The sequence below is a fragment of the Frankia gtarii genome (genome assembly GCF_025403375.1).
In the GTDB taxonomy this organism is placed as follows: Bacteria; Actinomycetota; Actinomycetes; order Frankiales; family Frankiaceae; genus Frankia; species Frankia gtarii.
Genome location: NZ_JAMPTM010000189.1, coordinates 1 through 13151, shown reverse-complemented (window position 1 = coordinate 13151; position 13151 = coordinate 1). Strand labels below are relative to the sequence as shown.

Annotated in this window: 13 protein-coding genes; 6 read left to right on the top strand and 7 right to left on the bottom strand. The window is 72.9% G+C overall.

Translation table 11 applies throughout. From position 1 onward, the window contains the following. Nucleotides 1-803 (top strand): TerD family protein (locus tag NBZ83_RS22730; RefSeq protein WP_261575749.1); only part of this gene is annotated, 803 nt, incomplete at its 5' end. Here NBZ83_RS22730 and NBZ83_RS22725 read toward each other — a convergent pair. From NBZ83_RS22725 to NBZ83_RS22715, 3 genes are all read right to left on the bottom strand, one after another. After that, nucleotides 778-1710, bottom strand: a complete 933-nt coding sequence (locus NBZ83_RS22725; RefSeq protein WP_261564853.1) for an NAD(P)-dependent oxidoreductase — start codon at nt 1708-1710, stop codon at nt 778-780. The two genes, NBZ83_RS22730 and NBZ83_RS22725, sit on opposite strands and share 26 nt — an antisense overlap. Before the next feature lie 103 nt (nt 1711-1813). Further along, entirely contained in the window at nt 1814-3034 is a 1221-nt protein-coding gene (locus NBZ83_RS22720) for an acyl-CoA dehydrogenase family protein (protein ID WP_261564852.1), read from the bottom strand. Further along, nucleotides 3009-4028 carry an HpcH/HpaI aldolase/citrate lyase family protein gene (locus tag NBZ83_RS22715; RefSeq protein ID WP_261575748.1) on the bottom strand — a complete coding sequence of 340 codons (1020 nt, stop codon included), beginning with the start codon at nt 4026-4028 and terminating at the stop codon, nt 3009-3011. Before NBZ83_RS22715 ends, NBZ83_RS22720 begins: the two co-directional genes overlap by 26 nt. 197 nt (nt 4029-4225) lie before the next feature. Between NBZ83_RS22715 and NBZ83_RS22710 the strand changes: the two genes are divergently transcribed. Both NBZ83_RS22710 and NBZ83_RS22705 read left to right on the top strand, forming a co-directional pair. Then, on the top strand, nt 4226-5569 hold the full coding sequence (locus NBZ83_RS22710; RefSeq protein WP_261564849.1) for a magnesium transporter MgtE N-terminal domain-containing protein: 1344 nt from the start codon (nt 4226-4228) through the stop codon (nt 5567-5569). After that, nucleotides 5566-6249 (top strand): DUF1003 domain-containing protein, encoded by a 684-nt coding sequence (locus tag NBZ83_RS22705; RefSeq protein WP_261575747.1) that lies wholly within the window; start codon nt 5566-5568, stop codon nt 6247-6249. Before NBZ83_RS22710 ends, NBZ83_RS22705 begins: the two co-directional genes overlap by 4 nt. A gap of 49 nt (nt 6250-6298) precedes the next feature. Here NBZ83_RS22705 and NBZ83_RS22700 read toward each other — a convergent pair whose 3' ends face one another. Continuing rightward, nucleotides 6299-6655 carry a chorismate mutase gene (locus tag NBZ83_RS22700; RefSeq protein ID WP_261564847.1) on the bottom strand — a complete coding sequence of 119 codons (357 nt, stop codon included), beginning with the start codon at nt 6653-6655 and terminating at the stop codon, nt 6299-6301. Between the two features lie 467 nt (nt 6656-7122). Between NBZ83_RS22700 and NBZ83_RS22695 the strand changes: the two genes are divergently transcribed. Beyond that, the gene (locus NBZ83_RS22695) at nt 7123-7974 is read left to right on the top strand and encodes a RecB family exonuclease (protein WP_261575746.1); all 852 of its coding nucleotides are present in this window, start codon (nt 7123-7125) and stop codon (nt 7972-7974) included. An 89-nt stretch (nt 7975-8063) separates the two neighbouring features. Next, entirely contained in the window at nt 8064-9272 is a 1209-nt protein-coding gene (locus tag NBZ83_RS22690) for a pyridoxal phosphate-dependent aminotransferase (protein ID WP_261564845.1), read from the top strand. 42 nt (nt 9273-9314) lie between these two features. Here the strand turns inward: NBZ83_RS22690 and NBZ83_RS22685 are convergent, their stop codons facing one another. After that, nucleotides 9315-9965 (bottom strand): hypothetical protein, encoded by a 651-nt coding sequence (locus NBZ83_RS22685; protein ID WP_261564843.1) that lies wholly within the window; start codon nt 9963-9965, stop codon nt 9315-9317. 52 nt (nt 9966-10017) lie between these two features. Between NBZ83_RS22685 and NBZ83_RS22680 the strand changes: the two genes are divergently transcribed. Next, nucleotides 10018-10437 carry an antibiotic biosynthesis monooxygenase family protein gene (locus tag NBZ83_RS22680; protein WP_261575745.1) on the top strand — a complete coding sequence of 140 codons (420 nt, stop codon included), beginning with the start codon at nt 10018-10020 and terminating at the stop codon, nt 10435-10437. 41 nt (nt 10438-10478) lie between these two features. On the opposite strand, the gene NBZ83_RS22675 is transcribed toward NBZ83_RS22680, so the two are convergent. Continuing rightward, complete coding sequence (locus NBZ83_RS22675; RefSeq protein ID WP_261564840.1) at nt 10479-11549, bottom strand: hemolysin family protein; 1071 nt, start codon at nt 11547-11549, stop codon at nt 10479-10481. Further along, nucleotides 11546-12955 carry a hemolysin family protein gene (locus NBZ83_RS22670; protein ID WP_261575744.1) on the bottom strand — a complete coding sequence of 470 codons (1410 nt, stop codon included), beginning with the start codon at nt 12953-12955 and terminating at the stop codon, nt 11546-11548. The genes NBZ83_RS22675 and NBZ83_RS22670 overlap by 4 nt, the downstream gene beginning before the upstream one ends. Nucleotides 12956-13151: the final 196 nt, after the last annotated feature.

Below are 13151 nucleotides of genomic sequence, written 5' to 3'. Positions count from 1 at the left end.
CGCCGGCCCCGGGCGGTGGGGCGCCGCGGTGGGGCCCGCCGGCGCCGGCGCCCGGCCGGCCGTGGGGTCCGCCCCCTGGCGCGCCGCCGGCGCCGCCGCCCGGTCAGCAGTGGGGGCCGCCTCCCGGGGCGCCGCAGTGGGGTGCGCCGCAGCCGCCGCCCGGTCAGCAGCGGGGGCCTTCTGGTATGCCGCCCGCGCCCGTGCCAGCCGGCCAGCCGGGCGGCCGGGTCAATTTGGACAAGGGTCGGGTCTCGCTGGCCAAGGGGCAGAGCGTGTCGCTGGTGAAGACCGGCGCCCCGCCGCTCGCCCGGGTGCGGATGGGCCTGGGGTGGGATCCGGCGCAGCGCGGCCGGTCGATCGACCTCGACGCGTCCTGCATCCTGTTCGACGATCGCGGCAAGGATGTGGACAAGGTCTGGTTCATGTCCAAGAAGGGCGCGCGCGGCGCGGTGCGCCACTCCGGCGACAACCTCACCGGCCGCGGCGACGGCGACGACGAGACGATCCAGGTGGATCTCGCCGCGCTGCCCCTGAACGTCGTCACCCTGATCTTCACGGTGAACAGCTTCCAGGGGCAGCCGTTCACCGACGTGAGCAACGCCTACTGCCGGCTCTACGACGATTTCACCGGCCAGGAGCTCGTCCGCTTCGACCTGTCCGAGTCCAAGCCGTCCACCGGCCTGGTGATGTGCCGGGTGCAGCGCGACCGCGGCGGCCCCAGCTGGGTGATGACCGCGATCGGCGAGTTCCACGACGGCAAGACCGTCCGCGCGATGGTCAACCCGTCGAAGCAGTACCTCTGACGTCGGCCGCCGCGTCGGTGCCGGTTTCGGTCGGGGCGGTCGGGGCGGGTCGGCGTAGCCGGATGATGGCGGTGGCGTCGAGCTGACCGTCGCCGCGGGCCTGCGAGGCGCCGAGATCGGCCTCGGCGAGCTCGGTCAGCGGCACCTCGACGCCGCGCCGGGCCGCCTCCGCCAGGCAGATCCGCAGGTCCTTGCGCATCCAGTCGACGGCGAAGCCGAAGTCGAACTCGTCGCGGATCATGGTGGCGGCGCGGTTGGTCAGGTACCAGGAGCTCGCGGCGCCGCCCGACACGGCGGGCAACACCTGGTCCAGGTCGAGGCCGGCGGCGATCGCGAAGTTCAGTGCCTCGGCCGCGCCCTCGACGGCCCCGGCGACAAGGATCTGGTTGACCATCTTCGTGAGCTGACCGGTGCCGACCGGGCCGATGCGGGTGATCGTCGCGCCGTAGGCGGCCAGGACCGGCCGGACCCCCTCGACGGTGTCCGGGTCGCCGCCGCACATCACGCTGAGGCGCCCCGCCTCGGCGCCGGCCTGCCCGCCGGACACCGGCGCGTCGACGAAGCCGACTCCCACCTTCGCGGCCTGCGCCGCAATCTCGGCGGCCAGTTCCGTCGACGTCGTCGTGTGGTCGACGATCGTCGCCCCCGGCGCCAGCGCGCCGAGCGCGCCGTCCGGGCCGAGCAGCACCGCGCGGACGTCGTCGTCGGCCCCGACGCAGACGCAGACCACGTCGGATCCGGCAGCGGCCTGCGCCGGCGTCGCCGCGATCCGGCCCGGATGCGCGGCCGACCAGCGCACCGCGGTCGTCTCCGTGCGGTTGTAAACGACGGTGTCGAAGCCGGCGCGGGCGAGATGGCCGGCCATGGGGAAGCCCATGGTGCCGAGGCCGACGAAGGCAACCTGCATCAGCGTGCTCCTGTTCCCGGATGGTCGGTCAGGAGCAGACTACGCATGTCGGACCGGGCGGCCGGCGTGAACGGCGCCCGCGGTCGTCCCCGGCCCGAGCGGGTCAGCGAGGCGTTTCGTACTCCCGCAGCAGGGCTCGGCTGATGATCCGCTTCTGGATCTCGGAGGTGCCCTCGCCGATGAGCATGAACGGAGCTTCCCGGTAGAGGCGCTCGATCTCGTACTCCTTCGAGTAGCCGTAGCCGCCGTGGATGCGGAACGCCTCCGTCGTCACCTCGTGGCAGTACTCGCTGGCCAGGTACTTCGCCATCCCGGCGGAGACGTCGTTGCGCTGCCCCGAGTCCTTCTTGCGGGCGGCGCTGACCATCATCAGATGGCCGGCCTCGACCTTGGTCGCCATCTCGGCGAGTTTGAAGGCGATGGCCTGATGCTCGGCGATCGGCCGGCCGAAGGTGCGCCGGGTCTGCGCGTAGGCGATGCCGAGCTCGAAGGCGCGGATCATGATGCCGCAGGCCCGCGCGGCGACGTTGACCCGGCCGACCTCGACGCCGTCCATCATCTGGTAAAAGCCCTGGCCGCGGCCGTCGGCGCCGCCGAGGATCGCCGCGGCCGGCACCCGGTGGTCGGCGAGGATCATCTCGGTCGTCTCGATGCCCTTGTAGCCGAGCTTGTCGATGCTGCCGGGAATGGTGATCCCGTCGTGGGTGCCGAAGCCCGGTTCCTTCTCCAGTAGAAAGGTGGTCATGTTCCGGTAGACCGAGTCCGCGCCCTCGTCGGTCTTCACCAGGGTGGCGACGATGCCGGCCCGCGCGCCGTTGGTCAGCCACATCTTCTGCCCGTTGAGCACGTAAGCGTCGTCGCCGTCGTCGCCGCCGCCGACTTCCCGGTCGGCCCGGGTGGTGATGGCCGCGACGTCCGAGCCGCAGCCGGGCTCGCTCATCGAGAACGCGCCGCGCAGCTCGCCGGTCGCCATCCGCGGCAACAGCCGGCTGCGCTGATCGGCGGTGCCGTGCCGGCCGATCAGGTAGGCGACGATGAAATGGGTGTTGACGACCCCGGCGACGCTCATCCAGCCCCGGGCGATCTCCTCCACGACCAGCGCGTAGGTGAGCAGCGACTCGCCCAGCCCGCCGTACTGCTCGGGAACGGTGATTCCGAACAGCCCCATCTCCTTCATCGACGCGACGATCGATTCCGGGTACTCGTCGGCGTGTTCGAGTTCGGTGGCGAACGGAAGGATCTCCTTGTCGACGAACGTGCGCACCGCCGCGAGGATGTCGCGCTGCACGTCGGTCAGGTCATCGGTCTGCGCTATCCGGCCCATCGGTCGTCCCTCTCCTGCGGCCTGAAGTGGCTGACTGGCGTTCGACGCCGACCGGCTGCTCGAACTTCCGCGTACGGGCAAGTCCCGCGGCGCGGCCCTTGCCCGCGACGACCTCGGCCATCTTGCGGCTGGCCTCGTCGATCATCTCGTCGCCGAGCATCACCGCGCCGGTCAGACCGCCCTCGGTCGAGGTGTGCCAGGCGTAGGCGTCCAGGATCAGTTCGGCGTGGTCGTAGTCGGCCTGGCGCGGGGCGTAGATCTCGTTGGCCGCCTCGATCTGGCCGGGATGAAGTACCCATTTCCCGTCGAAGCCCAGCGCGGCCGAGCGGGCGGCGGTTGCCCGGAAACCATCGTTGTCGCGGATCTGGAGAAAGGGGCCGTCGATTGCCTGCACCCCGCGGGCGCGGGCCGTTTCCAGAATCTTGAACAGCACGTAGTGGAAGGGATCGCCCGGATAGTCCGGACTGAGCGTGCCGACTGTGAGAGACGGCATGTTGATCGACGCCATGAAGTCGGCCGGGCCGAAGATGATGGTCTCGATCCGCGGGCTGGCGAAGGCGATCTCGCGCACGTTCGACAGGCCGAGTGCGGTCTCGATCTGCGCCTCGATCCCGAGCCGGCCGGCCTCGAACCCCAGCACCTTCTCGATCTGGGTGAGCAGCAGGTCAAGCCACGCCACCTGGGTGGCGGACTGCACCTTCGGCAGCATGACGCAGTCCAGGTTCGCCCCGGCGCCCTCGACGACCTCGATGACGTCGCGGTAGGTCCAGCGGGTCGTCAGGTCGTTGACCCGGACGACCCTGGTCCGGCCCGCCCAGTCGCCCTCGTTGAGCGCCGCGACCACGTTCGCCCGCGCGGCCTCCTTCGCGGCCGGTGCCACCGAGTCCTCCAGATCGCAGAACACCTGGTCGGCGGGTAGGCCCTGGGCCTTGTCGAGCATCTTCGTCGAGGAGCCGGGGACGGCCAGGCACGAGCGGCGGGAACGCTGCGACATGATCTTTATGTTATCGACTCGTCACTCATCGTGCTCAACGTCGGTCCGGGATCCGGAGGTGACCGCCCAGGCGGGCGGGTATGTCGGGGTCGGGGTTGCGGGCTGCGCCCGCGCGGGTAGCCTCCGGCCGTGAACAGGTCTGCGGCGCCGGCCCGCGGCGGTATGTCCGTCCACGTCGGGAGCGGTCGGTGACCCCGATGCCCACGCGTCCGGCTCAGTCCAGGGTGTACTGCCGCCGCCTGGCCGGCCTGCTCGTCCTCGACCCGAACGGCGACCAGGTCGGCCGGGTCCACGACGTCATCGTCACGCTCCGCCTCGGTCACGAGCCGCCGCGCGTGCTGGGCCTCGCGGTCGAGGTCCAGCGGCGGTCGATCTTCGTGCCGATCGGGCGGGTCACCGGTGTGGAGTCCGGCGCGGTCGTGCTCTCGTCGGCCCGGCTGAGCTGGCGGCGCTTCCAGCAGCGGCCGAACGAGACCCGGGTCCTCGGCGAACTGCTCGACCGCCGGGCGACGTTGCTGTCCTCGGGCACCGAGGTCACCGTCGTCGACGCGGCGATCGAGCCGATCCGCGGCGGGGACTGGGTGCTCGACCAGGTGGCGGTGCGCAAGGGGCGGGGCCGGCGAGGCGAGGTCCGCACCGTCGCCTGGGACGAGGTCACCGGCCTGTCGCTGGCCGAGGGAGGCCAGGGCGCGGCGAACCTGCTGGCCGCGTTCGAGAAACTGCGCCCCGCGGATCTCGCGACCCTGCTGCACGACCTGTCCGACAAGCGGCGCGCCGAGGTCGCCGCGGCCCTCGACGACGAACGGCTCGCCGACGTCCTGGAGGAACTACCCGAGGACGAGCAGGTGGAGCTGCTCGGCGGGCTCGCCGAGGAACGCGCCGCCGACGTGCTGGAGGCGATGGGCCCCGACGACGCCGCCGACCTGCTCGGCGAGCTACCCGCGGAGGACGCCGAGCGGCTGCTGCGGCTGATGGAGCCGAACGAGGCCGCCGACGTGCGCCGCCTGCTGCGCTACGCCGACGACACCGCCGGCGGGATCATGACCAGCGAACCGGTCGTGCTCGCCCCGAACGCGACGGTGGCCGAGGCGCTCGCGCGCATCCGCGAGCCGGAGCTGTCCCCGGCGCTGGCCGCGCAGGTCTACGTGGTCCGCCCGCCGTACGAGACGCCCACCGGGCGCTACCTGGGCCTCGCGCACTTCCAACGGCTGCTGCGGGAGCCGCCGTCCACCCTGGTCGGCGGGGTGATCGACGTGGACATCGCGTCGCTGCGCCCGGAAACCCCGCTCGCCGAGGTGACCCGGCATCTGGCGTCGTACAACCTGGTCGCCGCGCCGGTGCTCGACCGCGGCGGCCGGCTCGTCGGTGTGGTCACCGTCGATGACGTTCTCGACCACACGCTGCCGGCCGACTGGCGCGAGCGTCAGCTCGAATCCGACATCGACGTCAGCACGACGCCGGGCGCGCTCCCCCCGCCCGCGAGCGGCGGCGAACCGGGTGCCCTGGGCGGGGTGGGCGCCAGCCCGCCGGCGGCTCCGTGAGGCGCCGCCGCCGCGGCTCGCGCCTGGACCAGCCGCGGCTGTCGCGGCGCGCGTCGCTGCGGCCCGCCTACGAGTCGGACGCGTTCGGCCGGATCGCCGAGCGGGTGGCCCGGTTCATCGGAACGGCGCGCTACCTCGTCGCCCAGAGCATCGTCATCGTGCTGTGGGTCGCATACAACATCTTCGTCCCCAGCTCCGGGCGGTTCGACGAGTTCCCGTTCATCTTCCTGACGCTGGTGCTGTCGCTGCAGGCCGCCTACGCGGCGCCGCTCATCCTGCTGGCGCAGAACAGGCAGGACGACCGGGACCGGGCGAACCTCGCCCAGGACCGGGAGCAGTCGGTCCGCACCCGCGACGACACCGAGTACCTGGCCCGCGAGCTGGCCGCCGTGCGTATCACCATCGGCGAGCTGGCCACCCGCGACTTCCTGCGCTCCGAGCTGCGCGCCCTGCTCGCCGAGCTGGACACGGCCGACCGCGACCGCGACCATGACCACGATCGGGAACGGCGCGACCGGCGCCGACGCCGCGAGGGTGAACGCCCCGCCCGCCGTGACCGGGCTGTTGCCACAGATCGCACCCACGCCGAGAAGCACGTGTCTGTCGAGAAGCACGACCCCGACCAGGACGGCCCCCGGTCCGCCGACGCCCCGCCCGCCACCGGACCTCCACGATCGTGATCAGGGGGCTCGCGCGCACCGGCCCCTGATCACAACCAGATACGGCGTTCTAGGGCTTGGCCGCCGCGCCGCGGCAGAGCGTCAGCACCGCCATCGCGATCTCGACGCCGCGGGGGCCCAGCTCGTCCGCCCAGACGGCGATGATCTCGTTTTCCCGGGCGTGCTCGATCCGGGGGCCGCCCTCGGCCGAGCGCAGCGCCTGGATCTGTTGGGACAGGTCGCGGCGGGTGGCGAGCAGCTCGCGCAGGTGGGCGTCGATGTCGTCGATGTGCTGGCGACCCTGCGCGATGTTGCTGATTGTCAGTGACTCGCCCGCGATCGGCGCGCGCGTCGCACCGGTGAGCGTGGCGCCCGGCGCCGTGGGCGCGGGGATCGCGGCGTCGTGACGGTCGACGAGGTTGTCCACGAAGGGGCCTTTCGATCGGAGGCCCGGCGCAGCCCAGGCCAAGAGAACCCGGGTGCGGACCGGGCCTGGGTCTGACGCTCGTACCGCGTGAGGTCAGCGGTGGAGCGGGGACCGTGCCCGGTCCCCATAAAACGGAGGCAGCAGTGCGCCGTGGCGCGAGGTTCGGCTGCACTCCATGCGGCAAGCATGCCAGCCCGGCGGGGATCCGTCCAGGAACCTACGTGGCGCCGCAGTCACCCCCCTCGCCCCAGAACCTCCCGCGTCGAGGCGTCGCGGGCGACTCCCGCCCGCATTGTCAGGGTGGCCGAGGCCACGGGTGCAGCGCCGCCGGTGGGATGATGATCGGCCATGGCGCACGTGACTGCTCCGATGCCCGAAGGCCGCGCTGACGTCGGCGTGGGCGGTGTGCCCGCACGCCTGGCAGGCTCGACCCCTACCCGATTCCCCTGACACCCGAAGGCGTTCTGATGGCACAGATGGAGCTCACCGGCATGCCCCGCAGGCTGTTCGCCTGTACGCCGTCGCGGCTGGCCGCGTTCGAGGACTGCCCCCGCCGCTACCGGATGATCTACCTGGACCGGCCGCGCCCGCAGAAGGGCCCGCCGTGGGCGCACACCTCCGTCGGCGTCAGCGTGCACAACGCGCTGCGCCGGTGGTGGGAGGAGCCGTTCGAACGGCGTACCCCGCTGCGCGCCGCCGAGCTGCTGCGCCTGGGCTGGGTCGACGAGGGCTTCCGTGACCCCGAGCAGTCGCAGCGCTGGCGGGAGCGGGGTGTACAGATGGTCCGCGGCTATGTGGCCGGCCTGGACCCGGCGGTCGAACCGCGCGGGGTGGAGCGGTCGGTCGCCGCCCGCACCGAGGCGTTGGCCTTCTCCGGCCGGGTGGACCGCCTCGACGACCGCGACGGCGAACTCGTCGTCGTCGACTACAAGACCGGCCGGCGGCCCGTCACCGACGACGACGCCCGCACCTCGCCGGCGCTCGCCCTGTACGCGCTGGCCGCGGGCCGGATGCTGCGCCAGCCCTGCCGGCGGGTCGAGCTGCACCACGTGCCCACCGGCACGATCGCCGTCGCCGAGCACACCGAGGACAGCATCGCCCGCCACGTCCGGCGCGCCGAGTCCGTCGCGGCCGACGCCGTCGCGGCGACCGAGGCCCTGCGTACCGGCGGCGACCCCGATCAGGCCTTCCCGCCGCGTCCCGGCTCGCTGTGCTCGTGGTGCGACTTCCGCCGGCTGTGCCCGCAGGGCCAGGCCACCGGCCCCGTGCGCCAGCCCTGGGACGCCCTCGGCGAGGACCCCGGTCCCGCGGCACCGTGAGCGCTGCGTGGTCCGGTGCCCCCGGGCCGAGCGGCGCGGCACCGGCCACCCAGGCGACCCGGCCGTCCGCCGGATGTCACCATGGGGCGGTGTCCGAGCAGACCACCGCCCCCGCCCAGCCGCGGATCTCCGCGAAGGCGATGACCTTCACCGAGTCCGTCATCCGGGACATGACCAGGCTCGCCCTCGCGCATGACGCGGTGAACCTGGCCCAGGGATTCCCCGACTTCGCCTGCCCGCCCGAGCTGAAGGAGGCGGCCAAGGCCGCCATCGACGCGGACGTGAACCAGTACGCGATCACCTGGGGGGCGGCGGAGTTCCGCGCCGCGGTCGCCGCGAAGGTGGGGCGGACCTACCCGGGCTGGTCGGTCGACCCGGACACCGAGATCTGCGTGACCTGCGGCTCGACCGAGGCGATGATCGCCACCATGCTGGCCCTGGTCGACCCGGGCGACGAAGTGATCATGTTCGAGCCGTTCTACGAGAACTACGGCCCCGACACGATCCTGTCCGGCGCCCGCCCGCGGCTGGTCCGCCTGCACGCCCCCGACTGGTCGATCGACCCGGCGGAGCTGCGCGCGGCCTTCAGTGACCGCACCCGCGCCATCGTCCTGAACACCCCGCACAACCCGACCGGCAAGGTGCTACGCCGCGACGAGCTGGAACTGGTCGCCGAGCTCTGCCAACGCCACGACGCGCTGGTGTTCACCGACGAGATCTACGAGCACATCCACTACCTCGGACCCGGCGGCCACATCCCGCCGGCGACGATCCCCGGCCTCGCCGATCGGACCGTCACCATCAACGCCCTGTCGAAGACCTACGCGGTCACGGGCTGGCGGGTCGGCTGGACGATCGCGCCACCCGCCTACACCTCGGCGATCCGTAAGGTCCACGACTTCCTGACCGTCGGTGCGGCGGCGCCGTTGCAGGCCGGCGGCGTCGCGGCGATGGGCCTGCCGCCCGCCTACTACGACGGGTTGGCCGAGCAGTACCGCGCCCGCCGCGATCTGCTGTGCGCCGCGCTGGCCGACACCGGGTTCACGTTCCGGGAGCCGGACGGCGCCTACTACGTGATGTGCGACACCAGTGCGATCGACCCTGACGGGGACGATGTGGCCCTGGCCCGGCGACTGGTCACCGACATCGGGGTGGCGACCGTGCCCGGCTCGTCGTTCTTCGCCGATCCCGCCGACGGGCGTCACATCATCAGGTTCGGCTTCCCCAAGAAGCTCGTCACCCTGCAAGCTGCCGCGGACCGCCTGGCCCGGCTGGCCCACCCTGCCACGGGCGGCTGATCCGGTGCTCGGGCCGGGGCGGCGCCCACCCCGGCCCCGGCGTCACAGCGCCGGGGCGGGCAGCCGATAGCCGGTTGCGGCGGCGCGGGCGTGCCCGGCGCGCAGCTCGCGGTCCAGCTCGGCGAGCTCGGCGCGGACCCCGCCGCGCATCGACCGGCCGAGCGGCGCCGGGCGGGCGCTCATCGCCGCGGGGTCGGGCGGGGCGTATCGGCCACGCAGGTACTCACCGATCCATCGGCCCTGCGCGCCGGCCAACTCCGGGGAGCCGCCGACGTGGAAGACCCAGGCGGCCGCCAGATCGAACACGCCGCCGAAGCGGGGCGAGCCCGGCCCGCCGGGCCCCAGCCGGTCGGTGCCCTCGCCCAGCACCACCGCGTCGAACACGCCGAGCAGGTCCCCGGCCTCGGCTCCCGCGGCCGGGTCAGGGGACGCCGCCGAGGTCTGGGAGTCGGCCCGGACGCCGTGGACCTCGAAGGGCGGCGCCGCCGAGCCGGCTGCCAGCCGCAGGGTGTCGGTCGACACCGCGACGACCCGGTCGGCGCAGCCGTAGGCGGTGAGGCGGGCATGGGCGGTCGGCGGCACGTGGCCGGGGGAGTAGGCGGTGACCGCGAGCCCCCCGTCGACGAGGGAGATCGTCGCGGCGGCGGTGGCCGCGTCCATGCCGAGGACGGCGACGCGGGGAAGACCTGTCACGTCGGGGCACTCTAGTGGCGCCGTTGGGGGACCTTCGCACTACGGTGAAGATATGAGCGTTGTCAAGATCAATGCGCTGACCGTGCCCGCCGAGATGCGGGCCGCCCTGGAACAGCGGTTCGCCGGTCGGGCCGGGATGGTCGAGCAGGCCGACGGGTTCGAGTGGTTCGAGCTGCTGCGCCCGATCGAAGGAACGGACACCTACCTCGTCTACACCCGCTGGCGCAGCGAGGAGGACTTCCAGAAGTGGCAGTCCTCGCAGTCGTTCGAGGAGGGCCATCGCCGCGCGGCCGCCGAGGCTGCGGCGAACGCGCCGGCCGGGTCCGGCGCGCCGGCCGGCGGTGCTGGTCACGGCGGTGCGGGCGGTCCTGGGCATCCCGGGGGTCACGGCGGGGCCGGCGCTCCCGCGGCTACCGGGGCCACGCTGTGGTCGTTCGAGGTGGTGCAGTCGGCGGCACCCGGCTCCGACTGAGACCGGCGGCAGCGGGGCTGCACCGGGGGTGCCGGCCCGCGTCAGTCGCGGTGGCTGGCGTCGGTCACCTCGCCGACGAACTGCTCGACCACGTCCTCCATGGCGATGACGCCGACGGTCGTCCCCGCGGCGTCGACGACCCGGCCCAGATGGCCGCCGGCGCGCTGCATGCGGCGCAGCACCCGGTCCAGGGGCGTGTCCGTGGCCAGCTCCACCATCCGGTGCAGCCGCAGTGGGGCCAGCGGGGTATCGAGGTCCTTGGGTGCGATTCCCAGGACGTCCTTGGCGTGCAGGAATCCCGCGATCTCCACGCCGTCGGCGTCGGAGCTCGGCGCGGTCGTGGGGTCGGGCGCCCGTACCGGGAACCGGGAGTAGCCGGTGCGGGCGACGACGTCCTCCAACTCGCGGGCGGTGGTGGTCCAGGCGATCGTCACGGCCTGCGCGAGCGGGATCATCACCGCGCCCGCGTCGCGGTCGGAGAGCTCGAGGGCGCTGGTGAGCCGCTCGTGTTCGGCCTGTTCGAGCAGCCCCTCCTGCTTGGACTCGGCGATGATGGCGGCCAGCTCCTGCGGGGTGTACGCGGAAGCGAGCTCGTCGCGGGGCTCGACCCTCAGCAGGCGCAGCACCCGGTTGGCGAAGGTGTTCAGCAGGAGCACGAACGGCGAGGTCGCCCGGGCGAAGGCGATCAGCGGGGGCCCGAGCCAGACCAGAGCCCGTTCCGGTCCGGCGATCGACAGGTTCTTCGGCACGATCTCGCCGAGCACGATGTGCAGCGCGGACACGATGGTCAGCGCGACCGCGAAGGCGATCGCGTGCTGTGCTGCCTCGGGGACGGCGAGCGCGTGGAGCAGGTCCGTCAGCAGATGCGCGACCGCCGGCTCGGCGACGGCGCCGAGGGCCAGTGAGCACAGGGTGATGCCGAGTTGGGTCGCGGCGAGCAGCGGTGAGAGGTGCTCCAGCGTGCCGATGACCGAGTGGGCCCGCTTGTCGCCGGCCTCGACCATGGGTTCCAGCCGGTCGCGGCGCGCGGAGACGAAGGCGAACTCGGCGCCGACGAAGAACGCATTGCCGGCGATCAGCGCGAGCCCGGCGACCAGCGCAAGCAGAGTCAAGATCCGCTCTCCGCCCGGGACTGCCGTGCCTGGGAGGTCCGCAGGGATGGGGCGGTCAGCCGTACCCGATCGATGCGATGCCGATCGACGGCCACCACCGTCAGGATGATGCCATCGGCCTCCACCTGATCCCCGACCGCGCCGAGATGGCCGAGGCGGGCGAGAACCAGCCCGGCGACCGTCTCGTACGGCCCGTCGGGCAGGCGCACGCCGGTGGCGTCGGCTGCCTCGTCGGGTCGCAGCAGCCCGGACACCAGCCAGGAGCGCGGCCCGTCGGGCACCACCCCCGGCGTGCTCGGCAGATCGTGCTCGTCCGACACCTCGCCGACCAGCTCCTCGACGAGGTCCTCCAGGGTGACGATGCCGGCGGTTCCGCCGTACTCGTCGATGACGGCGGCCAGCTGCAGCCCGTGCCGGCGCAGCCGGGAGAGCAGTGCGTCGCAGCCCAACGTGGCGGGCACGAGCAGCGGTGGGACCATGATCTCGTGCACGCCGACCGTGGCGCGGCGCGCGGCCGGGATCCGGAAGACGTCCTTGACATGCACCACCCCGACCACCCCGTCCACGTCTCCGGCCAGGTCTCCCTCGGCCTGGTCGCCGTCGGGCCGGTCGCCGTCGGGCCGGTCGCCGTCGGGCCGTCCCCGAACCGGGAAGCGCGAGTGCCCGGATTCCTGCGCCACCCCGAGCAGATCGGCGACGTGCATGTCAGCGTCGGCCCAGACGGTCTGCACCCGCGGGGTCATCACGTCGGCGGCATGGCGGTCGCCGAAGCGCAGCGACTGCCGTAGCAGCGCGGCCGTCGAGGTCGGCAGGGTGCCCTGGCGGGCGGAGGACCGCACGATCGAGCCGAGCTCCGCGGGGGACCGGCCGGCGTGCATCTCGTCCTGGGGCTCGACCCCCAGCGCGCGCAGGATCGCGTTGGCGACCCCGTTCAGCAGCCGGATGAGCGGACCGCACATCCGGGAGAACCAGACCTGGGGCCAGGAGACCGCCCGACCCACCCGCAGCGGCTCGCTGATCGCCCAGTTCTTCGGCACCAGCTCGCCGAAGACCATCTGGCTCACGGTCGCGACGAACAGGGCACCGATGAGTGCGAGCGCCGAGCTTGGCGCGTCCGGCAGGCCGACGGCCTGCAGTACCGGGTGGATGAGGGTGGCCAGCGCCGGCTCGGCGAGGTAGCCGACGGCCAGTGAGGTGACCGTGATGCCGAGCTGCGCGCCGGAAAGCTGGAACGACAGCGAACGCACGGCCCGCAGGACGGCCTGGGAGCGCCGGTCACCGGCGCGGGCGGCGCGTTCCGCCTGGTGCGGCTCGATCGCGACGAGGGCGAACTCCGCCGCCACGAACAACGCGTTGGCGGCGATCAGCACCACGACGATCGCGAGATAGACGATCGCCTGGATCACCCGGCGCCTCCGGTGCCGGCGGGCTTGGCCTGCATCACCCTGGTGTCGGTCTGGAGGCGAGCGGTCAGGCCGGGGAAGCGCCCCGCGTCGTTCACCGGTGGATGTCCTTTCCGTAGAGCGGGTCTCCGGCCGGGTGCCCGGCAACAGCCGACCATCTGACCGCCAGCTCGGGGAGGGGCCGAGTCCGGCTCAGGAG

Bases quoted from the DNA above. Each gene is read 5' to 3' on its own strand.
- NBZ83_RS22725 (WP_261564853.1), bottom strand. From the start codon at position 1,710: ATGCAGGTTGCCTTCGTCGGCCTCGGCACCATGGGCTTCCCCATGGCC.
- NBZ83_RS22720 (WP_261564852.1), bottom strand. From the start codon at position 3,034: ATGGGCCGGATAGCGCAGACCGATGACCTGACCGACGTGCAGCGCGAC.
- NBZ83_RS22715 (WP_261575748.1), bottom strand. From the start codon at position 4,028: ATGTCGCAGCGTTCCCGCCGCTCGTGCCTGGCCGTCCCCGGCTCCTCG.
- NBZ83_RS22710 (WP_261564849.1), top strand. From the start codon at position 4,226: ATGCCCACGCGTCCGGCTCAGTCCAGGGTGTACTGCCGCCGCCTGGCC.
- NBZ83_RS22695 (WP_261575746.1), top strand. From the start codon at position 7,123: ATGGCACAGATGGAGCTCACCGGCATGCCCCGCAGGCTGTTCGCCTGT.
- NBZ83_RS22680 (WP_261575745.1), top strand. From the start codon at position 10,018: ATGAGCGTTGTCAAGATCAATGCGCTGACCGTGCCCGCCGAGATGCGG.